The organism is Microbacterium halophytorum (assembly GCF_002970975.1).
Taxonomy (GTDB): domain Bacteria; phylum Actinomycetota; class Actinomycetes; order Actinomycetales; family Microbacteriaceae; genus Microbacterium; species Microbacterium halophytorum.
Genome location: NZ_KZ672982.1, coordinates 318,960 through 342,829 on the forward strand (window position 1 = coordinate 318,960; position 23,870 = coordinate 342,829).

Sequence of the window (23,870 nt, forward strand, 5' to 3'; positions counted from 1 at the left end):
CCACGCCCGAACATGAGCAGAGTGCACATGGCAGGCCCTCCTGTCCAGGCCCGGCCCGCCCGGAAGGGTTTGATCTCCGTCCGCGAGCGGATGCGATCGATGCATTCTGCTCATCGCCTGAGCCCCGACCGTTCGCAGGGCGGATGAACCGGGCACGCCGGCGGGGCGTGCAGCCGTGCGCGCTCATCGATCTGTGCGCGATCCGCCCCGTGCCCTGGCGCACGGACGATCGGACCGCACGGCTCGTCCAGCGCCCGCGGCCATTCGGCGGACCGTGCGCCCCAGGGAACACGGAAGGCCCGGAACCGATACGGTTCCGGGCCTTCCGGCCTGTCTCAACACAGGAACGAGAAGATCCCCGCATGCGGGGATCTCTGCAGTGGACCCAGCGGGACTCGAACCCGCGACCCCCTGCATGCCATGCAGGTGCGCTACCAGCTGCGCCATGGGCCCTTGCTCGCTCCCCCGGGGCTCCCGGGGCAACTCAATAAGCTTACAACACCTGATCGAGCCGAGCGAAATCGGCCTACGCCCCGGGCGTGCCGCCTGCCTGGGCCGCGGCACCCGGCTGTTCCGGGAGCTCGAACGGCACCGTCGGGCAGTCCTTCCAGAGCCGCTCGAGCGCGTAGAACTCGCGCTCCTCCTCGTGGAACACGTGCGCGACGAGGTCGCCGAAATCGAGCAGGATCCAGCGGGACTCCGCCCGGCCCTCGCGCCGCAGGCGCTTGTGGCCAGCCTCGATCATCTTGTCTTCGATCTCGTCGGCGATCGCTGCGACGTTGCGCTCGCTGCGGCCCGTCGCGAGCAGGAAGACGTCGACGAGCGGCATCGGCTCCGAGACGTCGAGCGCGACCAGGTCGGTGCCGCCCTTGGAATCGGCGGCGGTCGCTGCGACCTGAAGCATGTCGAGCGTTTCGGCAGATGTCATCTGTGGGGGTCTCCAGGGGTTCGTGGGGAGGGTCAGTTGAGCTGGCCGGTCGCGAAGACGTACACGACGACGCCGATGAGGGCGAGGCCGAGCACGCCGGCGGTGATGCCCAGCGCGAGCATGAGGCCGCGGTTCTTCTCGGGTGCGGGCGGCCGGATGACGTCGCCCGGCGCCTTCGATGTGCTGACGGCGCGCGACGCAGCGATCGGCGTGGGCGACGAGTGCTCGGGGAGCTCACCGTCGATGAGCACGTCGTCGACGTCCTTGCCGTCGGTGGTCCCCTTCGCGGCACCGTGGGCTCCGAGGCCCTCGGGCAGGCTGTGCGAGCTGGTCATGATCAGTTCGCCGGTCGCGGTGATCGGCGCGCTCAGCGCGGCCGCACCCGGCATGTCCTTCAGGATCAGCGAGGACGTGTTCCCGGCCGTAGATCCGCTGCTGTCCTGCGAGAGGCTGTACGCCTCGGCGGCGATCTCGCCGGTGCCGGGGCCGGGAGCGTCGCCGTCCGCCGGCGCCTCGCCCTTCGCCTCCCGGCTCTTCGCCTCTCGTCGCGCCGCCGCCTCGCGCTCGGCCTGCTCGCGCTCCGCCCTCTGTCGCTCCTCGGCCTGCTGGAACACCGCGGCACCGAAGCTGGAGCCCACCTGCGGGCGATCGCCCGCTTCCGACAGATCATCGGCCTTCGCCGCCGCGGCCTTCGCCGGGGTCGGCTGCCCCGCTGGCGCCTGTGCCGACTGCACGTCGTCCGCCGATTCGTCCTGCCGCGGCGCGGGTGCTGGCTTCGACTGCTTCTTCGCGGCCTTCTTCAGCGCGCCCGGTTCGGCGGGCGCGCCCTCGGCCTCCGCCGCTTCGTCCTGCTCGGCCTCGCGCAGAGCACGGCTTGCCCACGATTCCGCGGCGGGAGCACCGGCCTTGTCGCCGGGTGCGGCGGCCGGCGCGTCGTCGGCGGGCTCCTCCGCGGCCGTGTCGTCGCGCTGCGCGCTCTCGAACCCGGCGGGGAGCACGACGTGCGGCTGCTCGTCGACGCCCGCATCCGGCACGACGGGGATCTGGTTCGTCGCGATGCGGCGGGCGCGCGCCTGCTTGCGCGTGAGCGGCTGCTCGGCGTCGCTCTCCGAGGCAGGGCCTTCGGCCGCCCCGCTCGTCGGGGCATCCGGAGCCTTCGGAGCCGCGTCGCCCTCGGCGGCCGCCGGCCCGACGGGCTCAGGTGCGTCGCTCGACGCGCCGGAAGCCGGCGTGCTCTCGGTGTCTTCCTCGGTGATGACCGGGAGCTGGCCGGTGCGGCGCAGTTCCTTCAGCTGGCGCCTCGTCAGCGGCTGATCAGGGTTGCTCATGCTGCCTTGCTCCGATACAGATGGTGCTTCGCGATGTACTGCACGACCCCGTCCGGAACGAGGTACCACACGGGGTACCCCCGCTCCACGCGGTCGCGGCAGTCCGTCGACGAGATCGCGAGCGCCGGGATCTCCAGCAGGCTCACGTCGGTGGTGGGGAGTCGCGAGACGTCGATCGTGTGCCCCGGCCGGGTGACCGCCACGAAGTGGGCGAGGTCCCATAGCTGATCGGCGTCGCGCCAGCCCAGGATCTGCTCGATCGCGTCCGCGCCCGTGATGAAGAACAGCTCCGCGTCGGGGCGCTGGGAGCGCAGGTCGCGCAGCGTATCCACGGTATAGGTGGGGGTCGGCCGATCGATGTCGACCCTGCTCACCGTGAAACTGGGGTTCGAGGCCGTCGCGATGACGGTCATCTCGTACCGGGATTCGGCGGGCGAGACGGCCGGCTTGTGCGCGGGGTTCCCCGTCGGCACGAAGACGACCTCATCGAGCCCGAACGACTTCGACACCTCGCTCGCGGCCACGAGGTGACCATGATGGATCGGGTCGAAGGTGCCGCCCATCACCCCGATCCGCGGTGCGCGTGTCTCCCCGGTCACGGAATGCGGCCTCAGTGGCCGTGCCCCGCCTCGTGCGACACCGGCTCCGAGGCCCGCTCGACCTTGTCGGAGTGGCGGTTGGCGACGTTCCGGTAGGAGAACGTCACGAGCCCGAGCAGCGCGAACACCACGGCTGCGATGATGCCGAAGGGCAGCGTCTCCATCGCCACGTTGCCGTGGTGCTCTTCTGCGGCGGCCGCGATCGCGGTCAAGAGGGTCATATCGACTCCGTTCGCTTCTTTTCGTTCAGTTTATCCCGCATGGGCAGGGAACCCGCCGAGCGGCACCCGCGGTCACGCGCGCGTCTGGCCCGATCCGCGCACGAGCCACTTCGTGCTCGTCAGCTCCGCGAGCCCCATCGGGCCCCGGGCGTGCAGCTTCTGGGTCGACACGCCGACCTCGGCGCCGAACCCGAACTCCCCGCCGTCGGTGAAGCGCGTCGACGCGTTCACCATCACGACTGCCGAGTCGACTTCCGCGAGAAAACGATCGGCGCGCCGCGTGTCGGTCGTGACGATCGATTCAGTGTGGCCCGTCGAGTAGCTCCGGATGTGCTCCAGGGCCTCATCGAGGCCGTCGACCACGCGCACGGCGATGTCGAGGCTCAGGTACTCGGCTGCCCAGTCCTCCTCCGTCGCGGGGACGACGCCGGCCGCCAGCGCGGCGACCGCCTCGTCGCCGTGCACCGTCACGCCCTCGGACTGCAGCGCCGCGACGATCGGCGGGACCAGGCGCTCGGCGGCGGAGCGCAGCACCAGCAGCGTCTCCGCTGCGTTGCACACGCTGGGCCGCTGGGTCTTCGCGTTCACGACGATGTCGAGGGCCCAGTCATCCGGAGCCGATTCGTCGAGCACGACGTGCACGACGCCGGACCCCGTCTCGATCACGGGCACGGTCGACTCCGTCACGACGGTCCGGATGAGGCGCGCGCTGCCACGGGGGACGAGGACGTCGATGAATCCGCGGCCGCCCATCAGCGCCGCCGTGCCCTCCCGACCGAAGTCGTCCACGCTCTGGAAGACGTCGGCGGGGATCCCCCGGGCCGCGAGCGCCCCGCGCATCACGCGCAGGAGCACGGCGTTGGAGGCACGGGCCGCGCTGCCGCCGTAGAGGACGGCGGCGTTGCCCGAGCGCAGCGCGAGCGCCGCGATGTCGACCGTGACGTTCGGGCGCGCCTCGTAGATCGCGCCGACGACGCCGAACGGGACCCGCACCTGCTCGATCTGCACGCCGTTGGGCATCCTGTGCCCCCGCACGACCTGCCCGACAGGATCGGGAAGCGCCGCGATCGCGCGCAGCGAGGCCGCGAGGGCCTCGATGCGGCCGGCATCGAGGCGGAGGCGGTCGAGGAGCGCCTCGCCGATGCCCTCCCGCTCGCCGCGCGCGAGGTCCTCCGCGTTCGCCGCCGCGATCGCATCGGTCTCGGCGACGAGCGCGACCGCGATCGCCTCCAGCGCGTCGGCCCTGCCACCGCTCGTGAGTCGGGCCGCGGCTCGCGAGGCCTCCTTCGCGAGCGCCATCCGCTCGCGCGGCGTCGCCCCCGGCAGCTCGGCGTGGTCGGTCAGGGGTGTGGTCGCCTCGAGTGTCACCTGCATCGCCTCCGGTCGGGTACTGCTGTCGGTCGTGTCTGAGTGCGCCGGACGCGGCCCCGCCGGATCCGCCGATCGCTCGGTGCCGCCCTGCTCAGCGGCCCGACGCGCCGTGCGCGCCCTCGCCGCTGGCGCGCGTCTCAGGCACCGCCTTCTGCCAGTGTATCGAGGGGCCCCGTGGTCGCGACGCTCTCGAGGTCGGCGGGCGCGAACCACGTACCGACGTCGTCGCCCCGAAGTGCGGAGGCGGCGAGGTCGGCGCTCGTGACCAGCACGCCGATGCCGGCGGCGGCGGCGAGGCGCGCGGCCGATGCCTTCGTCGCCGCTCCCCCGGTGCCGACGCTGTTCACGACGGTCGCGCCGAACTCCAGGCCGGCGAGGTCGCTGCCGAACTCGATCGTGTCCAGTCGCTCGGCGCCGGGCTCGGACGGCGGCCTGGTGTAGAGCGAGTCGACGTCGCTGAGCAGCACGAGCGCGTCCGCCCCGACCATCCTGGCCACGAGAGCGGCGAGGCGGTCGTTGTCGCCGAACCGGATCTCGTGCGTCGCGACGGTGTCGTTCTCGTTCACGATCGGCAGCACGCGAAGCCCGAGGAGGCGGTCGATCGCGCGCCGCGCGTTGCTGCGGTGCGTCGCGTCCGCGAGGTCGTGGGACGTCAGCAGCACCTGCGCCGCCGTGATGTCGAAGGGGCGCAGCGCCTCCTGATAGCGGTACACGAGCACGTTCTGCCCGACCGCCGCCGCGGCCTGCTGGGTCGCCAGATCGGTCGGCCGCGAGTCGAGCTCGAGGAACGGCATGCCCGTCGCGATGGCGCCGGACGACACCAGCAGCACCTCCGAGCCGCGCTCGTAGGCGTCGACGACGGCCTGCACGAGCGCGGGGATGCGGCGCTTCGCGGAGCCGCTGATCGACGACGAGCCGACCTTGACGACGATGCGCCTCGCCCCGGCGAGCTCGGCGCGCGACGCGAGGCTCATTCGTCGTCCCCCGGCTTGACGTCGCCGGACTCCCAATCGCCTCGGCTCGAGAGCCGGCGGCGCTCCTCCTCGTCGCGCTCAGCCGTGCGCGCGTCCATCATCCGGTAGTACGCCTCGCGGCGCTCGTTCGTCGTGCGTCGGCCGCCGTCGCGGCCGCTGAAGCGCATGTCGGTGCCGCGCGGGGACGGGGTCAGCTCGGCGGCCGACGAGATCGAAGGCTCCCAGTCGAAGACGATGCTGTCGTCGCTCTCACCGATCATCACGGTGGCACCGGCGACCGCACCGAGCCGGTACAGCTCGTTCTCGATGCCGATCTTCTCGAGCCGCTCGCCGAGGAAGCCGACGGCCTCCTCGTTCTGGAAATCGGTCTGCTGCACCCAGCGCAGCGGCTTGTCGCCCACGATCCGGTAGACGGTGCCGTAGGTGCCGCCCTCGACGCGGATCTCGAAGTCCTTCTTCGCGCCCTTCGGCGTGATGACGATGCGCTCCTGCTCCTCGTCGACGGGCGCGGCGGCGCGCTCCTCCTCGACGAGCTGGGCGAGCGCGAAGGTCAGCTCGCGGAGGCCCTCATGGGCGATCGCCGAGATCTCGAAGACGCGGTAGCCCAGCGCCTCGATGTCCGGCCTGACGAACGCGGCGAGCTCGCGCGCTTCCGGCACGTCGACCTTGTTCAGCACGACGAACTGCGGCCGCTCGAGGAGCGGCGCCTGGCCGTCGGGGACCTCGTACGCGCCGAGCTCGGCGCGGATGGTCTCCAGGTCGCTCAGCGGGTCGCGCCCCGGCTCGAGCGTGGCGCAGTCGAGCACGTGCACGAGCACACGGCACCGCTCGACGTGGCGGAGGAACTCCAGCCCCAGGCCCTTGCCCTCGCTGGCGCCCTCGATCAGGCCGGGAACGTCGGCGATCGTGAACCGCATATCCCCCGCCTGCACCACGCCGAGGTTCGGCTGCAGCGTCGTGAACGGGTACTCGGCGATCTTCGGCCGCGCGGCTGAGGCCGCGGCGATCAGGCTGGACTTGCCCGCGGACGGGAAGCCGACGAGCGCGACGTCGGCGACGACCTTGAGCTCGAGGACGACGTCGCCCTCCCAGCCGGGAGTGCCCAGGAGCGCGAAGCCGGGGGCCTTGCGCTTCGGCGACGACAGCGCAGCGTTCCCGAGCCCGCCGCGGCCGCCGTGAGCGGCCACGAAGCGCATCCCGGGGTGCACCATGTCGACGAGCACCTCGCCCGAGGCGTCCTTCACCACGGTGCCGACGGGAACGGGCAGCTCGGTGTCCTCGCCCTGGAAGCCGGAGCGCATGTCGCCGGCGCCCTCGCCCCCCTTGCCCGACTTGCGGTGCGGCGAGTGGTGGTAGTTCAGCAGCGTCGTGGTCTGCGGGTCCGCGACGAGCACGATGTCCCCGCCGTCGCCGCCGTTGGCGCCGTCGGGCCCGCCGAGCGGCTTGAACTTCTCGCGCTTCACGGAGACGCAGCCGTTGCCGCCGCGCCCGGCCCGCAGGTGCAGCGTCACCTCGTCGACGAACGTGACCATGGTGCCTACCTACCTCGATGTCTGCTCCGGATGCTCATCCGGATATGAGAAGAACGGGGCGAGCCGAAGCCCGCCCCGTTCTCAAAGCTATCGCGTGGGTTGTCTGCTTACGCAGCGACCTCGACGATGTTGACGACCTTGCGGCCGCCCTTCTGGCCGAACTGCACCGAGCCCGCCGAGAGGGCGAACAGCGTGTCGTCCTTGCCGCGGCCGACGTTCGCACCGGGGTGGAACTTGGTGCCGCGCTGACGGACGAGGATCTCGCCCGCGTTGACTTCCTGGCCGCCGAAGCGCTTCACACCCAGGTACTGGGGGTTGGAATCGCGACCGTTACGAGTGGAGCTTGCGCCCTTCTTGCTTGACATTGCTCAGCCTCCGCGCTTACTTGATGCCGGTGATCTTGACGCGCGTGAGGTCCTGGCGGTGCCCCTGGCGCTTCTTGTAACCGGTCTTGTTCTTGAACTTCTGGATGACGATCTTGGGACCGCGCAGGTGCGACACGACCTCGGCCGTGACCTTGACCTTCGCGAGCTTATCGGCGTCCGACTCGACCTTCTCGCCGTCGACGAAGAGGACGGCGGGCAGGTCGATGGTCTCGCCCTGTGCGGCCTGCACACGGTCGAGCTGAATCACCGAGCCGACCTCGACCTTCTCCTGCCGGCCACCGGCGCGCACAATTGCGTAAACCACTTCATACCTGTTTCATCGGGGAGCTCGGGGCTCCGAAATCTCACGGGAGGACTGCGGCCTGCTGTGACCGCAGGCTCCTGGGCGCATACTCGGGGCTGCTCCGGGAAGCGCCCGCGGGAGGGATGACCTCGCGCACCAACGGTTAACTCTACCGGATGACCCAGGCCGAGGCAAAGCAGCGCTGGCCGCGTGTCCTGTGCGTCGGCTCAGAAGTTCCGCGCTCCCGGCCGCCCGTTCGGGCCGTGAGCGTCCTAAGCTCGCAGGGTGAGCGTTCTGATCGACACCCCGCGGTGGCCGGCCCACGGCAGGCTCTGGGCCCACCTCGTGAGCGACGCGAGCATCGACGAGCTGCACGCCTTCGCCGCGGAGCACGGCCTGCACCCTCGCAGCTTCGACCTGGATCACTACGACGTGCCGGAGGAGCGAGTGCCCGGCCTGATCGCGGCGGGCGCCGTGCCCGTTGACGCCCGCACGCTCGTGCGCTCGCTCGAGCGCTCCGGCCTGCGGGTGCACCAACGGGACCGCTGACGCCGGAACCGCCGCGGCCTGCGCACGCACGGTGCGCGGGCCGCGGCGGTTCCGGTCGCGTCAGGACTCGCGCGTGATGTTCGTCGCCGTGCCGCCCGTGAGGGCAGCGGTCGTCACCCGCCGGCTCTTCGTTCGGTTGCGCCCCTGGCCCGGCTCCTTCGGCTCGGGAAGCGCGCTGAGCACCGAGTCGAGCAGCTGCTCCTTCTCGGACTTGGGCCGCTCGGGGGCGCGCTCGCGCGACGGGACGCGGTCGGCCCGGTCGCCCCGCTCCGCCCGATCCGTGCGCTTGCGGCGCGGGCGCTTCTGGCGGTCATCCGGCTCGGCCTCCGCCCGGGGCCCATCGGGCAGCGCGATCTCGACGCTCGGGTCCTTCGCGGCGGACGACTCGGAAACGGAGGGCGCCTCGGCGCCCTCGTCGTGGTGCGGCGGGATCGTCGACGCGGCGATCTGCGCGAGGGCCGACTTCACGCCGTCCGTGATGGTGTGCGTGGCACCGCCCGCGTGCTGCTCGCCGCCGGACTGCTTCTTGGAGCGGCCGTTGTTCGAGCCCGAGTCGTTCGAGCCGCCGTTCTGGCCGCGGCCGCGCCGACCGCCCCCGTTGCCCCCGGACGAGCGCTGCTTGAGCACGGGCTCGTGGTGCACGACCGCGCCGCGGCCGGCGCAGGCCTCGCAGGCCTCGCTGAAGGTCTCCAGCAGGCCGAGCCCGAGCTTCTTGCGCGTCATCTGCACGAGCCCGAGCGACGTGACCTCGGCGACCTGGTGCTTCGTCCGGTCGCGGCTCAGGCACTCGACGAGGCGCCGGAGCACGAGGTCGCGGTTCGACTCGAGCACCATGTCGATGAAGTCGACCACGATGATGCCGCCCATGTCGCGCAGGCGCATCTGCCGGACGATCTCCTCGGCCGCCTCGAGGTTGTTCTTCGTGACGGTCTCTTCGAGGTTGCCGCCCGTTCCGACGAACTTCCCGGTGTTGACGTCGATGACCGTCATCGCCTCGGTGCGGTCGATGACGAGGGAGCCGCCCGACGGCAGCCAGACCTTGCGGTCGAGCGCCTTCTCGATCTGCTCCGTGACCCGGTACTCGTCGAACGGGTCGCGCTCGCCCTCGTACCGCTCGACGCGGGTGAGGAGATCCGGCGCGACCTGCTCGAGGTACGTCGAGATCGTCTCGTGCGCGTCGTCGCCCTGGATCACCATCTTGGTGAAGTCCTCGTTGAACACGTCGCGCACGATCTTCACGAGCAGGTCGGGCTCGCTGTGGAGCATGCTGGGCGCGCTGCCCTTCTCGACGGCGCGCTGGATGTGCTCCCACTGGCTCGTCAGGCGGCTGACGTCGCGCGTGAGCTGGTCCTCGGTCGCGCCTTCGGCTGCGGTGCGCACGATCACGCCGCTCGACGACGGCAGCACCTGCTTCAGGATCTTCTTCAGGCGGGCGCGCTCGGTGTCCGGCAGCTTGCGCGAGATGCCGTTCATCGAACCGTTCGGCACGTAGACGAGGTAGCGGCCGGGCAGCGAGATCTGGCTCGTCAGGCGGGCGCCCTTGTGGCCGACCGGGTCCTTCGTGACCTGTACGAGGACCTTGTCGCCGGGCTTGAGCGCGAGCTCGATGCGGCGCGGCTGGTTGCCCGTCTCGACCGAATCCCAGTCGACCTCGCCCGAGTAGAGCACGGCGTTGCGGCCGCGCCCGATGTCGACGAAGGCAGCCTCCATGCTCGGCAGCACGTTCTGCACGCGGCCGAGGTAGACGTTGCCGATCAGCGACGCGTCCTGGTCGCGGGCGACGTAGTGCTCGACGAGCACCTTGTCCTCGAGCACGCCGATCTGCACGCGGCCCTGCTTCGAGCGCACGACCATCTGGCGGTCGACGGATTCGCGGCGGGCGAGGAACTCCGCCTCCGTGACGACCGAGCGGCGGCGGCCGGCTTCGCGGCCGTCGCGGCGTCGCTGCTTCTTCGCCTCGAGCCTGGTCGACCCCTTGATCGCCTGCGGCTCAGTGATCAGCTCGGGCTCGCGCTCGCGCTGCCCTTTGCCGCCGCGCCGACGGCGGCGACGGCCGCCGCGCGATCCGGCGTCGTCGAAGTCCTCGTCGTCGTCGCTGTCGTCGGCGTCCTCCCGGGGAAGCGCGGGCAGCACGGTCAGCGTCGGCGCGTAGAAGTGCAGCGCGGTCGACGGCGCCGAGACGAACTTCTCGGGCAGGAGCCCGAGCGTCACGGCTGTCGGCTTCTCCGGCTCGGCTTCGACGGCCGCAGCGGCGGGCTCCGCCGGCTTCTCCGGCTCGGCCGGTGCGTCGGCGCGCTGCGCCTCGGCACCATCCGGGGCCGCTTGCGCGACGGGCTCCGCCGCGGCGTCCTGGGCCTTCTCCGCAGCGGCGGGGGCGGCTTCCCCGGCGGCCGACGCGCTCGTCGCTTCCTGAGCCTGCGCCTCGGCGCTCGCCGCTTCGCCGACAGGCTCGGCCTGCTCGGCGGGCTCCGGCTCGGGCTCGGGCTCAGCGTGCTCGGTCGGCGCGTCAGGCGCGGCCGAACCGGATGCGGCCGGCTCGGCGGCAGCCTCGGCGTCGCCCGGCGCGGGGGTCTCCCCCTCGGCAACGGGGCTCTCGGCGGCCTCCGCGGGGGGCGCGCCGACGATCTCGGCCGCCGACGTCACCGCTTCGGTGGGCCGCTCGCCTTCCGCGGTGACCGCGTCGACGTTCTGGTGGTCGCTGTGTTCATAGTTCTCATCGGCCATTTCTGGCGTACTCCTCGACGGGCGCTGTCCGCGCCCGGAATTCTCGTGCGGGCCATCCCCTGGCCCGCGAACTGCGTCGACCGGCGTTCGCTCTGGTCGCGAGAGGCTTCCGCCTCGAAGTCTCTTCAGCGCGGTTCGCGAACGTTCCGCGGGTTGCGCCTTGCACGCCATTATCGCACCCTCCGGCGCCGGCGCGCGCCACCCCGGCGTCATACCGGGGTGTGTTGCGCTCCTCGCCGGCGCGGCGGGCGGGCCCTGCCGCCGAATATCTCCCGCCGCGAGCGCAGGCCGCGCGCATCCGGCGATGCCATAATCCGACCATGGCATCGACGAGGACGCGCCCCACGGCGCTCGGAATCTGGCTCATCATCGCCGCGGTCGTCGGCCTCACGGCCGCGTTCGAGCTGACGATCGAGAAGTTCGACGCCTACGAGAACCCCGGCCAGGGCGCCGCGTGCGACTTCAGCGTGCTCGTGCAGTGCACGGCGAACCTGAACTCGCCGCAGGGCTCCGCGTTCGGGTTCCCGAACCCGCTCATCGGCCTGGTGGGCTGGATGGCGCCGCTCGTCGTCGGCGTCGCCGTGCTCGCCGGCGCGCGTTTCCCGAAGTGGTTCTGGGCGGCGTTCACCGCGGGGATGACCTTCGCGTTCGGCTTCGTGTGCTGGCTGATCTACCAGTCGATCTTCAACCTCGGCACGCTGTGCCCCTGGTGCATGGCGACCTGGTCCGTCACGATCCCGTCGTTCTTCGCCGTGGCGCTCCACGCCATCCGGATCGGGGCGATCCCCCTCGGAAGGCGGGCCGCCAAGATCGCCGAGGCGCTGTACGGCTGGGTCCCCGTCATCACGGTCGCGAGCTTCGCGGTCATCGCGATCATCGCCCAGCTCCGCCTGGACGTCCTCCGCGAGTTCCTCTGATCCGGATGCACGAAGCCCTCGCCGTCGTGACGGCGAGGGCTTCTCGGCGGCTCAGAACCAGATGGAGAGCTCGCGTGCCGCGGACTCCGGGCTGTCGGAGCCGTGCACGAGGTTCTGCTGCACCTTGAGGCCCCAGTCGCGGCCCAGGTCGCCGCGGATCGTGCCGGGTGCGGCGGACGTCGGGTCCGTCGTACCCGCCAGCGAGCGGAAGCCCTCGATGACGCGGTCGCCCGCGACGCGGATCGCGACGGACGGGCCGGACATCATGAAGTCGAGCAGCGGCTCGTAGAACGGCTTGCCCTCGTGCTCGGCGTAGTGCTGCGCGAGCCGCTCGCGGCTCGGCTCGACGAGACGGATGTCGACGAGCGAGTAGCCCTTGCGCTCGATGCGCGAGAGGACCTCTCCGGTCAGTCCGCGGGCGACGCCGTCGGGCTTGACGAGGACAAGGGTCTCTTCCGTGGCCATAGTGCCTCTTTCGTAATCGGGGTGTGGGAACAGTCTGTCAGGATTCGTCGCCGCGCTCGCGCTCCTGCGCGGCGCGCTGGCGCTGCACGCGCGCCTCCGTGCGGGCGCCCCACACGACGGCGTACGCCCAGAGCGCCCCGAACACGAGGCCGGCGACGAACAGGCCCGGTTCGAGGAAGCCGCCGAGGAGCATCACGACCTGCAGCGCCCATCCGACGCCGTAGCCCCAGCGGTACCGGAGCAGCCCGGATGCGACGATGAACAGGACGGCCATGGCCGATCCGGCGACGACGCCCCACCACGGGGGCAGGTCGCCCAGCGCGTCCAGGCCGTAGAGCACGAGGCCCGCGAGGAACGCGACGATCGCCTCGAACCCGAGGACGATCTGTCCGATCTTCTCCTGGAGCGGCCGGTAGCGGCGCGGCTTCGGCGCACGGGTCATCCCTCGCCGCCCTTCCAGCCGTCCTCTTCCGAGAGGGCGATCGCCTCGCCCGCGAGCACGACGGAGCCGGCGATCGCGACGGCGCGCTTGTCGCCCTCGGCCGCCCACGCGCGGGCCGCGTCGGCCGCCTCCGCCAGGTCGCGGCCGACCGTGACGCGCTGCCCGGCCGCCTCGATCAGATCGGCGAGGAAGTCGGCGCTGGCAGCGCGCGGCGAGTCGGGCTCCGTGACGAACAGGTGCGCCGCGACGGGGCCGAGCTGCGCGATGATGCCTGCCGCGTCCTTGTCGTCGAGAACGCCGAGCACGATGCCCCATTCCTCGATGTCGAACGAACCGCGCAGCGCCGCCGCGAGCGCCGCCGCGCCGTGCGGGTTGTGTGCCGCGTCGACGACGACGGTCGGGTCGATGCCGATCAGCTGCAGCCGACCGGGCGAGACGACTTCCTGGAGCCCTTCGGCGAGCACGTTGTCGGCGATCTGCTGCGCACCGTCGCCGATCAGCGATTCGACGGCGGCGACGGCCAGCGCGGCGTTCTCACCCTGGTGGTGCCCGAACAGCGGGATGTACTGCTCCTCGTAGGCGCCCGCAAGGCCCCGGATGGACGCCAGCTGACCGCCGACGGCGAGCTTGTCGTCCTCCAGCGCGAACTCCGCGCCCTCGAACGCGATGGCCGCGCCGCGCTCGTCCGCGACGCGCCGCAGCACCGCCTCTGCCTCGGCCGTCTGGCGCGCGGAGACGACCCGTGCGCCCGGTTTGATGATGCCGGCCTTCACCTGAGCGATTTTCGCGATCGTGTCGCCCAGCCGGTCGGCGTGATCCATCGCGATCGGTGCGAAGACCGCGACGTCGCCGTCCGCGGTGTTCGTCGAGTCCCACTCGCCGCCCATGCCGACCTCGAGCACGAGCACGTCGACGGGAGCGTCGGCGCACGCCGCGAAGGCGAGAACCGTGAGGAGCTCGAAGAACGTCAGCGGCTCCTCGCCCGCCTCCGCCAGCTCGGCGTCGACGATCCCGATGATCGGTTCGATCTCGTCCCACGCATCGGCGACCGCGGCGTCCGCGATGGGCTCGCCGTCGATCAGTATGCGCTCGGTGAACCGCGTCAGGTGCGGGCTCGTGAACAGGCCGGTGCGCAGCCCGTGCGCCCGAATGATCCGCTCGATGATCCGGGCCGTCGACGTCTTGCCGTTGGTCCCCGTGACGTGCACGACGCGGTACGCGCTCTGCGGGTCGGCGAGCAGCTCGAGGGCGCGGGCAGTCCGCTCCCTGCGGGGCTGCACCCACCGCTCCCCCGCGCGCTCGAGCAGCGCGTCGTACACGGCGTCAGCGCGTTCCCTGTCGCTCATGACTGTCCCTCCTCGGCGCCGTGGGCGTCGATCGTGACGATGATCGGGGCCTTGGCCGTGCCCAGGGCACGGCTCCCCGAACGGAAGACGCCGTCGCCGGGGCTCGACACGGCATCTACGAGGCCGTCGATCCCCGGCGTCGGCTCGACGGCGAAGGCGGTCGCGAGGGTCTCGGCGGCGATCAGCTCCGCGTGCGCACGCAGCGCGACGGCCTCGTCCTCGCCCGCGTTCAGCGCGAGCACGATCCGGTCGCTCACGTCGAGGCCCGCGTTCTTGCGGGCCTCCTGGACGATCCGGATGGCGTCGCGGGCGAGGCCCTCCGCCTCCAGTTCCGGGGTCATCACGGTGTCGAGCAGCACGAATCCGCCGCTCGGCAGAAGCGCGAGCGCCTCGCCGTCGGGCCGCCCCGTCGTCTCGAGCACGAGCTCGTACTCGCCCTCGACGAGGTCGAGGCCGCCCGCCGTGACGACGCCGCCCTTCTCCGACCAGTCGCCCGTCTTCGACGCCCTGATCGCGACCTGCACCTGCTTGCCGAGGCGCGGCCCCGCCGCGCGGGCGTTCACGGTCAGTCGGTGCGAGATGCCGTAGTCGGCGGCCGTGGTCTCCCCCAGCTCGACGAGCTCGACGTCCTTGACGTTCAGCTCGTCGCGCAGGATGTCCTCGAACTGGGCCAGCTCGGCGGTGCCGCCGGTGACGACCGTCAGCTTGCTGAGCGGGAGGCGCACGCGCAGGCCTTCCTTCTTCCGGAGCGCGTTCGCGACGCTCGACGCCTCCCTGACAGAGTCCATCGCCGTCCGGATCTCGGCGGCGTTCGGGAACTCGTCGGCATCCGGCCAATCGGTCAGGTGCACGCTGCGGCCCCCCGTCAGTCCCTGCCACACGCGCTCGGTGACGAGAGGGAGCAGCGGGGCGGCGACCCTGGTGAGCGTCTCGAGCACGGTGTACATCGTGTCGAACGCCTCGGTGCTCTTCGGGTCGTCCGTGACGCCCGTCCAGAAGCGGTCGCGCGAGCGGCGCACGTACCAGTTCGTCAGCACCTCGGCGAAGTCGCGCAGGCGGGCGCTCGCGGTGGTCGAGTCGAGCGCTTCGAGGTCGGCGGCGACGTCGCGGACCAGTTCACCGAGAAGGGTCAGGATGTACTGGTCGAGCACGTCCGTCGACGCGACGGAGCGCTTCGCGTCGTACCCCGTGGCGTTGGCGTACGTCGAGAAGAAGTACCACGAGTTCCACAGGGGCAGCATGAACTCGCGCACGCCGGCCCGGATAGCCTCCTCCGTCACCGAGAGGTTGCCGCCGCGCAGGACCGACGAAGACATCAGGAACCAGCGCATCGCGTCGGAGCCGTCGCGGTCGAAGACCTCGTTGACGTCCGGGTAGTTGCGCAGCGACTTCGACATCTTCTGGCCGTCGTTGCCCAGCACGATGCCGTGGCAGCTCACGCCCGTGAACGCCGGGCGATCGAACAGCGCCGTCGACAGCACGTGCATGAGGTAGAACCAGCCGCGCGTCTGCCCGATGTACTCGACGATGAAGTCCGCCGGCGCGTGGGTGTCGAACCATTCCTTGTTCTCGAACGGGTAGTGCACCTGCGCGAACGGCATCGATCCGGAGTCGAACCACACGTCGAAGACGTCCTCGATGCGCCGCATCGTGCTCTTGCCGGTCGGGTCGTCCGGGTTCGGGCGGGTGAGGCCGTCGATGTACGGGCGGTGCAGGTCGACCTCGCCCGCCTCGTCCAGCGGCAGACGGCCGAAGTCGCGCTCGAGCTCTTCGAGCGAGCCGTACACGTCAACGCGCGGGTGGTTCGGGTCGTCCGACTTCCAGACCGGGATGGGTGAGCCCCAGTAGCGGTTCCGGCTGATCGACCAGTCGCGTGCGCCCTCGAGCCACTTGCCGAACTGGCCGTGCTTGACGTTCTCGGGCGCCCATGTGATCTGCTCGTTGTTCGCGAGGAGGTCGTCCTTGAATTCCGTGACGCGCACGAACCAGCTCGAGACCGCCTTGTAGATCAGCGGGTTGCGGCACCGCCAGCAGTGCGGGTAGCTGTGTTCGTAGGACTGCAGGCGCAGCAGCCGGCCGTCGCCGCGCAGGCGGCGGACGATGTCGGAGTTCGCGTCGAGCCAGAGCTGCCCGGCGAAGTCGGGCACGATCCCGAGGAATGTCCCGTTGTCGGCGAGCGACACGATCGTCGGGATGCCCGCGGCGTCGGCCAGGCGCTTGTCGTCCTCACCATAGGCGGGCGCCTGGTGGACGATGCCCGTGCCGTCGCCCGTCGAGACGTAGTCGTCGACGAGCACCTGGTAGGCGCTCTCGGTGCCCCAGGTCTCGGTGTCGGAGAAGTAGTCGAACAGCGGCTCGTAGCGGGCGCCGCCCAGCTCGGCGCCGGACACGCGGGTCCGGATGGCCGCGGCCGCGTCGGCGGGCTCGGCGTAGCCGAGGTCCTTCGCGTACCCGGCGAGGAGCTCTTCGGCGAGGACGAACTCCTCGCCCGCCATGCCCTCCTTCGTCCCACCGGGGCCGACGGGGACGACCGCGTACACGATCTCCGGCCCCACGGCGAGCGCGGCGTTCGTCGGCAGCGTCCACGGCGTCGTCGTCCACGCGAGCATCCGGGCGCCCGCGACGCCGAGCGCTTCCGCCTTCTCACCGACCAGCGGGAACCCGACCGTCACCGACGGGTCCTGGCGGGTCTTGTAGACGTCGTCGTCCATCCGGAGCTCGTGGTTCGACAGCGGCGTCTCGTCGCGCCAGCAGTACGGCAGCACGCGGTAGCCCTCGTAGGCGAGGCCCTTGTCGTAGAGGGTCTTGAACGCCCAGAGCACGCTCTCCATGAACGACGGGTTGAGCGTCTTGTAGCCGTTCTCGAAATCGACCCAGCGCGCCTGGCGGGTGACGTAGTCCTGCCACTCGCGCGTGTAGGCGAGGACCGAATCGCGGGCCTTCGCGTTGAACGCGTCGATCCCCATCTCCTCGATCTGGCTCGTCTCGGTGATGCCGAGCTGCTTCATCGCCTCGAGCTCCGCGGGGAGGCCGTGCGTGTCCCACCCGAAGACGCGGTCGACCTTCTTCCCCCGCATGGTCTGGAAGCGCGGGAACAGGTCCTTGGCGTAGCCCGTGAGGAGGTGGCCGTAGTGCGGCAGGCCGTTGGCGAACGGTGGGCCGTCGTAGAACACCCACTCCTCGGCGCCCTCCCGCTGCGCGATCGAGGCGCGGAAGGTGTCGTCACTCTCCCAGAAGTCGAGGATCTCGCGCTCGACGCTGGGGAAGCTCGGCGAGGGGGTCACCGCGTCGGCCGCGGCGCCGAATGCGCTCTTCGGGTAGGTCATCTCACTCCAGCAGTCCAAAGGGTGTTCGGATCTGCGAGGACGACCTGTGCGGCCGCGGTACCACCCCGCGTTGCACCCGGAGGTGCCCCTCTCACTGCGGCTGTGACGGGCCTGCCCCGCGCGGTTCTAGTGAGGGCCTGGGCCCCGTTCTTCCGCGAGCTCCCCGGTGATGGCCGGATCGACGCCTCTGCAGGCGATTCTACGCGGTTCCCACCTGAGTGCGCGCCCCGCGCGCCGCACTCGCGTACGCCCCCTTCGGCCGTATCGAAACCGGATGGCCCGGCGCGCTGCGCTCCGCGCGTCGCATTCGCGTACGGGTCAGCGTTGGCCGCGTCGAAACCCGATGATCCGGCGCGCGGCGCTCCGAGCGTCGCATTCGCGTACGGGCCCCTCGTCGACCGTTCCGAACCAGAACGGCCCGACGCTCTGTGGGCGCCTCCGCGCGCAGATGCGCGTGCTCCGGCGTTCGTCGGCCGACGTGTCCTATCGTGTGAGCGAGGCGCACCCGCCTCCCTGATCGATCGCGAAGGTACCGTGACTCTTCCCGAATCCCTCGAAACCCGCCCGCTGCCGGTCATCGCGCCGAAGGGCCCTCGCCCGTACGACCGGATCGCTGTGCTCGGCGGCGGTGCGTTCGGAACGGCCCTCGCGTCGGTCGCCGCCCGCGCGCGGCGGGAGACGACGCTCTGGCTGCGCGACGAGGCCGTCGCCGCCGACATCCGGGACAACCGGCGCAACTCGCGCTACCTCGGCGACATCAAGCTCGCCCGCGGCATCCGGCCGACGACTGATCTCGCCGAGGCCCTCGACGGCGCGGACGCCGTGCTGCTGGTGACGCCCTCGACGACCATCCGGCAGATGGCGGGCCGCGTCGGCGAACTTGCGCCTCCCGGCGCACCGATCTTCGTGTGTGCGAAGGGCATCGAGTCCGGCTCCGGCCTGCTGATGAGCGAGGTCGCCGCTGAGGCGGCACCCGGCCGCCCGATCGGTGCGATCACGGGCCCGACCTTCGCCACCGAGACAGCGGCCGGCCACCCGACCGCGGTGACGATGGCCTGCGATTCCGGCGTGCGCACGCCCCCGGCCGAGCGCGCCGCCGCCCGAATGGCGCTCTCGCTCGCGACGGGAGCGTTCCGCCCCTACATCTCGGACGATCTGCCCGGCGTCGAGGTCGGCGGCGCGATCAAGAACGTCATCGCGATCGCGTGCGGCATCCTCGCCGGCGCCGGCTTCGGCGAGAACTCCCGAGCCGCGATCATCACGCGCGGGCTCAGCGAGATGAAGGAGCTCGCCGTCAAACTCGGCGGCAGCCGCGAGACCGTCACGGGCCTCGGCGGGCTCGGCGACCTGATGCTGACCTGCTCGTCACCGCAGTCGCGCAACTTCTCGTACGGCTTCCAGCGCGGCCAGGGGCGCAGCGATGAAGAGGTCTTCGACGGTCGCCCGGTGGTCGTCGAGGGGCGGCACAACGCCGTGACCGCGACCGACCTCGCCCGCACGCTCGGCCTCACGATGCCCATCTGCGAGATGGTGCGCGCGATCGTCGACGACGGCGAGCCGATCGGCGACGCCTTCGCCGCGTTCTGGTCGTCCCCCATCGGCGCGGAGCCGCGCGCCCTCGACCTCCAGATCGCCCACCCCGCCGTCGAGGCGGTCGAGAAGCGCTTCGAGGACCTCAACGCCTGATCCGGAGAGCTCGACGCCAGCGCCGAATCCGCGGGCAGGCGCAGCGCCCCGCCGCGCCAGATAAAGGAGATCCCGCAATATCGAGGACGAATCCGGCGAAAACCTCCTCGATCTTGCGGATCCTCCTCGATATGGCGCGCCCCACGACCGGGGCGCACGAGCGCGGCGAGTTGCTCGGGGGAGGCGGGGTACGCGCGCGACGGGCTCGCACTCTTCCCGCGCCGCGCTGCCCTGACGTGTGACCAGCGCGCCCTTCCCTCGACGCGCGATCCGCCCGTGTGACGGGCCGCCCGCCCGCACCAGATCGAGGAGATCCCGCAACATCGAGGACGAATCCCGCGAAAACCTCCTCGATACTGCGGATCCTCCTCGATGCGTCGCGCCCCGGGACCGGGGTGCGCCGGCGCGACGGGTCGCCTGTCGTCGCGCCGTTCGCCTGAATCCGGGGCGCGGGCCGGCATCGTGCCGTTCCGTGGGTGTGCAGCACCATCGATGGCGAGTTCGGCGGAGACGCCTGCGGTGACATGGATGCTGTTCGCCAGGCCGTACCCGCACCGCGGCGCGTCAGCGCGATGGGCGCGCGAGGTGCAGACCTCGGGCGATCGCGCCGAGGATCGCGTCCTGCGTGCGAGGCCAATCCGAGACGATCTGCACGTAGTCGACCCGGATGACGTGGTAGCCCGCGAGGCGAAGAGCAGCGTCGTGCTCGATGTCGCGCCGGCGCTGCGCGTCGACGTGATGAGCACCGTCGATCTGCAGCAGGAGACGCTCGCCGATGAGCAGATCGACCCGATGGCCCAACAACCAGGTCTGCCGATAGAGGGGGGGAGATCCAGCCAACGCAGGCGCGGCACGACAACGCTCTCCAGGCCGGAGTCCGAAAACGGCTGCGCGTCGGCCAACAGGCGGCGCGCCTTCTGACGGAACGGGAGCGTCTCCAGGTGATCCATCGTGATGAAGCCTCGGTTGAGCGCTGACTCCCAAATCGTGAGCGCCTCCTCATACGGCCGGCATTCCGCGACGAGGGCCAGTGTGTTCTCCAGCGAATCCTCGAGCTGCGCCGGGTCGCGCGGCACCAGGGGTTTCGCCCAGTGCACGACGGCAGACGTATCGCGGCGGAGTGCGCCGTTCGGGCGCGCGGCCACATGGACGCAGTCCGCGCCGACGTCCCACAGGCCCATCCGTGCGGCTCTCGTCACGCAGGAGATCACCACCCCGGTGCGAGCTGCCGTCTTCAGCATCGGGTCGGCGCTGGGAAGAGCGAGCCATCCGTGGCTCGGCCGGACGAGAGCTCCGGCCCTGACCGCTCGACTCGCCGCGTACCGAGTGACGCCCGCTCGGTCGCACGCATCGGTCGTACGGGCGGCCCCGCCCCGGGCCGCGACAGCATCGATCAGGTTCATGCCCCCAGCGTCACACCGGCGCCGGGCTCCGACCGCTCGTGCGGAGGCCTGTGCACGCGGCCGCGCGTCGATCGCGGCCTGTGGGCGAGGGCTCGCCTCTCTCCGACCGCGGAGAATGCGCGCTCGCGCACATCGCGGCCGTTCGCGAGTGCGCGTGCGCACCCACCGGCGAGGAGAAGCCGCAGCTGCGCGGAGGCTTCCTCAGGATTCCTCCTCGATGGTGCGGAATCTCCTGGATCCGGCGCGGGCCGGCAACGCGTCACGCGGGCGGGCAGCGCGTCACACGCAGGGTGCGCGCTCGCCGCGCTGTCGCGCCCCGTTCGCCGAGCGCGCCATATCGAGGAGGAACCGCAATAGCGAGGACGTTCTCGCAGGAGACCTCCTCGATGGTGCGGGATCTCCTCGATCCGGCGCGGGCGGGCAGCGCGTCACACGCGCGGCCGATGCGTCGCGCGCAGGCCGGGTGAAGAGTGCGCGCTCGTCGAACGGACGTGCCTCGTACCCCGAGCAACCCGCCGCGCTGGCGAGCCCGATCGCCGAGCGCGCCATACCGAGGAGAAATCGCAATATCCAGGACGTTCTCGCAGGATCCCTCCTCGATGTTGCGGGATCTCCTCGATCCGGCGCGGGCGGGCAACGCGTCGCGCGCAGGGCGCTGGCTCGTCGCACGGGCGCGCCCCGATCGCCGAGCGCACGCCGCGGGAGTGCGCCCCGTTGCGGGCGAGGCGTGCCCGGGGAACGCGCGGGCGACGTCTGTAGGATGGCGGAAACCCCACTTCTGGCACGCACACACCGTGCCGCACATATGAGGAGCGCGCATGCCCGAGATCCCCGACAAGCCCGCACTGGAAGGCCTCGAAGCGAAGTGGGGTGAGCGCTGGGAGAACGACGGCACCTACCTCTTCGACCGCGACGCCGCCCGCTCCGTGGGCCGTGCCGGCGTCTACTCCGTCGACACTCCCCCGCCGACCGCGTCGGGCTCGCTCCACATCGGCCACGTGTTCAGCTACACGCACACCGATGTGAAGAGCCGGTTCGAGCGCATGCGCGGCAAGCAGGTCTTCTACCCGATCGGCTGGGACGACAACGGCCTGCCGACCGAGCGCCGCGTGCAGAACTACTACGGCGTGCGCTGCGACCCGTCGCTGCCGTACGACCCCGACTTCGTGCCGCCGTTCGAGGGCACGACCAAGAACATCAAGGCCGCCGACCAGGTGCCCATCAGCCGCCGCAACTTCATCGAGCTCTGCGAGAAGCTCACGGTCGAAGACGAGAAGACGTTCGAAGACCTGTTCCGCCAGCTCGGCCTGTCGGTCGACTACACGCAGACGTACCGCACGATCAGCGACGACACGATCCGGACGAGCCAGCTCGCGTTCCTGAAGAACCTCGAGCGAGGCGAGGCCTACCAGGCGCTCGCGCCGACGCTCTGGGACGTGGACTTCCGCTCGGCGATCGCGCAGGCCGAGCTCGAGGACCGCGAGCGCCCCGCAGCGTACCACCGCCTGGCGTTCCACAAGACCGACGGCTCCGGCGACATCCACATCGAGACGACGCGACCCGAGCTGCTCGCCGCGTGCGTGGCCCTCGTCGCGCATCCGGATGACGAGCGCTACCAGCCGCACTTCGGCAAGACCGTGCGGACCCCGCTCTTCGACGTCGAGGTGCCCGTGCTGGCCCACCAGCTCGCGCAACCCGACAAGGGCTCGGGCATCGCGATGATCTGCACCTTCGGTGACGTGACAGACATCATCTGGTGGCGCGAGCTCGACCTGCCGAACCGCACCATCATCGGCAAGGACGGCCGCGTGGTCGCCGACGCGCCCGAGGCCATCACGAGCGAGGCGGGCCGTACCGCCTATGCGGACATCGCAGGCAAGACGGTGTTCAGCGCACAGAAGCTCATGATCGAGAAGCTCACTGAGACCGGCGAGCTCGTGAGCACCGGCGCGAGCTTCAACCACCCCGTGAAGTTCTTCGAGAAGGGCGACCGCCCCCTCGAGATCGTCTCGACGCGCCAGTGGTACGTCCGCAACGGCGCTCGTGACGAAGAGCTGAAGGCGAAGCTGCTCGAGCTCGGCGACGAGATCGAGTGGCACCCGGAGTTCATGCGCGTGCGCTTCGAGAACTGGGTGAACGGCCTCTCGGGCGACTGGCTCGTCTCGCGCCAGCGCTTCTTCGGCGTCCCGATCCCCGTGTGGTACCCGCTCGACGAGAACGGTGAGCGGGACTTCGGCAACGTGATCGTCCCGGATGCCGCTGAACTGCCGATCGACCCGACGAGCCAGGCGCCGTCCGGCTACCGCGAGGACCAGCGCGGTGTGCCTGGCGGCTTCGAGGCGGAGTCCGACGTGTTCGACACCTGGGCGACGAGCTCGCTGACGCCGCAGCTCGCCGGCGGCTGGGAGCGGGACCCCGAGCTGTGGGACCTCGTCGCGCCCTTCGACACCCGACCGCAGGGCCAGGACATCATCCGCACCTGGCTGTTCTCGACGCTGCTGCGCAGCGCTCTGCAGGACGACCGGACGGCGTGGCGGCACGCGTCGATCTCCGGCTTCATCGTCGACCCCGATCGCAAGAAGATGTCGAAGTCGAAGGGCAACGTCGTCACGCCGGCCGACATCCTCGACAAGCACGGCTCGGACGCCGTCCGGTACTGGGCCGCGTCGAGCCGACTGGGTGCGGACGCGGCCTTCGACCCGCAGAACCCGACGCAGATCAAGATCGGCCGCCGCCTCGCGATCAAGGTGCTGAACGCGGCGAAGTTCGTGCTCGGCTTCGAGGCGCCCGACGGCGCGGAGGTCACGGAGCCGCTCGACCTCTCGATGCTCGCCGAGCTCGACCGCGTCATCGAGCAGGCGACCGCCGCGCTCGATGCGTACGACCACGCCCGGGCCCTGCAGGTCACGGAGGAGTTCTTCTGGACCTTCTGCGACGACTACCTGGAGATGGTGAAGGAGCGCGCGTACTCGGGCGGGGACGCGGGGGCCTCGGCCGCCGCGGCCCTGCGCGCGGCGCTGTCGACGCTGCTGCGGCTGCTCGCGCCGGTCGTGTCGTTCGCGACGGAAGAGGTCTGGAGCTGGTTCCAGCCGGGGTCGGTGCACAACGCCGAATGGCCCTCGCCGTCGGGCGCCGCCGGCGACCCGGCTGTGCTCACTGCGGCGAGCCAGGCCCTGATCACGATCCGCCGTGCTAAGACGGAGGCTAAGGCATCGCAGAAGACGGCGGTGACGTCGGCAACCGTCGTCGCCCCCGCCGATCAGATGCAGCTGCTGAAGCTGGCCGAGGCAGATCTCAAGGCCGTCGGCCGGATCGAGACGCTCGGTTTCGAAGAGGGCGAAGATCTCGCCGTCACCGGGATCGAGCTGGCACCGCAGGAGGGGTAACGCC

General features: G+C 70.9%; 19 protein-coding genes, 1 tRNA gene and 1 pseudogene. 4 read left to right on the forward strand and 17 right to left on the reverse strand.

The annotated features are described in order from the left end of the window. Positions 1 to 380: 380 nt before the first annotated feature. The 10 genes from C0010_RS01500 to rplU all read right to left on the reverse strand — a co-directional run bounded on the left by C0010_RS01500 (position 381) and on the right by rplU (position 7,643). A tRNA-Ala gene (locus C0010_RS01500) sits at positions 381 to 453 on the reverse strand. 73 nt (positions 454 to 526) lie between these two features. After that, positions 527 to 928, reverse strand: a complete 402-nt coding sequence (gene rsfS / locus C0010_RS01505; protein ID WP_105565282.1) for a ribosome silencing factor — start codon at positions 926 to 928, stop codon at positions 527 to 529. A 32-nt stretch (positions 929 to 960) separates the two neighbouring features. Next, complete coding sequence (locus C0010_RS01510) at positions 961 to 2,256, reverse strand: hypothetical protein (RefSeq protein ID WP_105565283.1); 1,296 nt, start codon at positions 2,254 to 2,256, stop codon at positions 961 to 963. Next, positions 2,253 to 2,855 (reverse strand): nicotinate-nucleotide adenylyltransferase, encoded by a 603-nt coding sequence (nadD, locus tag C0010_RS01515; RefSeq protein ID WP_105565284.1) that lies wholly within the window; start codon positions 2,853 to 2,855, stop codon positions 2,253 to 2,255. Before nadD ends, C0010_RS01510 begins: the two co-directional genes overlap by 4 nt. Positions 2,856 to 2,866: 11 nt before the next feature. Next, a complete protein-coding gene (locus tag C0010_RS01520; RefSeq protein ID WP_105565285.1) occupies positions 2,867 to 3,076 on the reverse strand; it encodes a hypothetical protein in 210 nt (69 codons plus the stop codon). 72 nt (positions 3,077 to 3,148) lie between these two features. Beyond that, a complete protein-coding gene (locus tag C0010_RS01525; protein ID WP_408631064.1) occupies positions 3,149 to 4,375 on the reverse strand; it encodes a glutamate-5-semialdehyde dehydrogenase in 1,227 nt (408 codons plus the stop codon). A gap of 209 nt (positions 4,376 to 4,584) precedes the next feature. Beyond that, positions 4,585 to 5,421 carry a glutamate 5-kinase gene (gene proB / locus C0010_RS01530; protein ID WP_105565287.1) on the reverse strand — a complete coding sequence of 279 codons (837 nt, stop codon included), beginning with the start codon at positions 5,419 to 5,421 and terminating at the stop codon, positions 4,585 to 4,587. Continuing rightward, the gene (gene obgE, locus C0010_RS01535) at positions 5,418 to 6,953 is read right to left on the reverse strand and encodes a GTPase ObgE (protein ID WP_105565288.1); all 1,536 of its coding nucleotides are present in this window, start codon (positions 6,951 to 6,953) and stop codon (positions 5,418 to 5,420) included. Before obgE ends, proB begins: the two co-directional genes overlap by 4 nt. A 107-nt stretch (positions 6,954 to 7,060) precedes the next feature. Continuing rightward, entirely contained in the window at positions 7,061 to 7,318 is a 258-nt protein-coding gene (rpmA, locus tag C0010_RS01540; protein ID WP_105565289.1) for a 50S ribosomal protein L27, read from the reverse strand. A 16-nt stretch (positions 7,319 to 7,334) separates the two neighbouring features. Then, positions 7,335 to 7,643 carry a 50S ribosomal protein L21 gene (rplU, locus tag C0010_RS01545; RefSeq protein WP_105565290.1) on the reverse strand — a complete coding sequence of 103 codons (309 nt, stop codon included), beginning with the start codon at positions 7,641 to 7,643 and terminating at the stop codon, positions 7,335 to 7,337. A 264-nt stretch (positions 7,644 to 7,907) separates the two neighbouring features. Between rplU and C0010_RS01550 the strand changes: the two genes are divergently transcribed. Beyond that, positions 7,908 to 8,171, forward strand: coding sequence for a DUF4031 domain-containing protein (locus C0010_RS01550; protein ID WP_105565291.1), 264 nt, complete (start codon positions 7,908 to 7,910; stop codon positions 8,169 to 8,171). Positions 8,172 to 8,231: 60 nt separating this feature from the next. Here the strand turns inward: C0010_RS01550 and C0010_RS01555 are convergent, their stop codons facing one another. Further along, a complete protein-coding gene (locus C0010_RS01555; RefSeq protein WP_232531662.1) occupies positions 8,232 to 10,895 on the reverse strand; it encodes an Rne/Rng family ribonuclease in 2,664 nt (887 codons plus the stop codon). Positions 10,896 to 11,215: 320 nt separating this feature from the next. Between C0010_RS01555 and C0010_RS01560 the strand changes: the two genes are divergently transcribed. Then, a complete protein-coding gene (locus tag C0010_RS01560) occupies positions 11,216 to 11,812 on the forward strand; it encodes a vitamin K epoxide reductase family protein (RefSeq protein ID WP_105565292.1) in 597 nt (198 codons plus the stop codon). 51 nt (positions 11,813 to 11,863) lie between these two features. On the opposite strand, the gene ndk is transcribed toward C0010_RS01560, so the two are convergent. Genes ndk through ileS form a run of 4 tightly spaced genes read right to left on the reverse strand, consistent with a single transcriptional unit; the run spans position 11,864 to position 17,391 of the window. Next, the gene (ndk, locus tag C0010_RS01565) at positions 11,864 to 12,277 is read right to left on the reverse strand and encodes a nucleoside-diphosphate kinase (protein WP_105565293.1); all 414 of its coding nucleotides are present in this window, start codon (positions 12,275 to 12,277) and stop codon (positions 11,864 to 11,866) included. A 37-nt stretch (positions 12,278 to 12,314) separates the two neighbouring features. After that, positions 12,315 to 12,719, reverse strand: a complete 405-nt coding sequence (locus tag C0010_RS01570; protein ID WP_105565294.1) for a DUF4233 domain-containing protein — start codon at positions 12,717 to 12,719, stop codon at positions 12,315 to 12,317. Then, complete coding sequence (locus C0010_RS01575) at positions 12,716 to 14,065, reverse strand: bifunctional folylpolyglutamate synthase/dihydrofolate synthase (protein ID WP_105565295.1); 1,350 nt, start codon at positions 14,063 to 14,065, stop codon at positions 12,716 to 12,718. The genes C0010_RS01570 and C0010_RS01575 overlap by 4 nt, the downstream gene beginning before the upstream one ends. Further along, complete coding sequence (gene ileS / locus C0010_RS01580) at positions 14,062 to 17,391, reverse strand: isoleucine--tRNA ligase (RefSeq protein ID WP_105565296.1); 3,330 nt, start codon at positions 17,389 to 17,391, stop codon at positions 14,062 to 14,064. The genes C0010_RS01575 and ileS overlap by 4 nt, the downstream gene beginning before the upstream one ends. A gap of 534 nt (positions 17,392 to 17,925) precedes the next feature. On the opposite strand from ileS, the gene C0010_RS01585 reads away from it, so the two are divergent. Continuing rightward, entirely contained in the window at positions 17,926 to 19,077 is a 1,152-nt protein-coding gene (locus tag C0010_RS01585; protein WP_198410785.1) for an NAD(P)H-dependent glycerol-3-phosphate dehydrogenase, read from the forward strand. Between the two features lie 564 nt (positions 19,078 to 19,641). Here the strand turns inward: C0010_RS01585 and C0010_RS15385 are convergent. Then, complete coding sequence (locus C0010_RS15385; RefSeq protein WP_332835776.1) at positions 19,642 to 20,061, reverse strand: endonuclease domain-containing protein; 420 nt, start codon at positions 20,059 to 20,061, stop codon at positions 19,642 to 19,644. 344 nt (positions 20,062 to 20,405) lie between these two features. Further along, positions 20,406 to 20,480 (reverse strand): annotated as a pseudogene (locus C0010_RS15210) (hypothetical protein); the annotation flags it as partial. 818 nt (positions 20,481 to 21,298) lie between these two features. Between C0010_RS15210 and valS the strand changes: the two are divergent. Beyond that, a complete protein-coding gene (valS, locus tag C0010_RS01595) occupies positions 21,299 to 23,866 on the forward strand; it encodes a valine--tRNA ligase (RefSeq protein WP_105565297.1) in 2,568 nt (855 codons plus the stop codon). Positions 23,867 to 23,870: the final 4 nt, after the last annotated feature.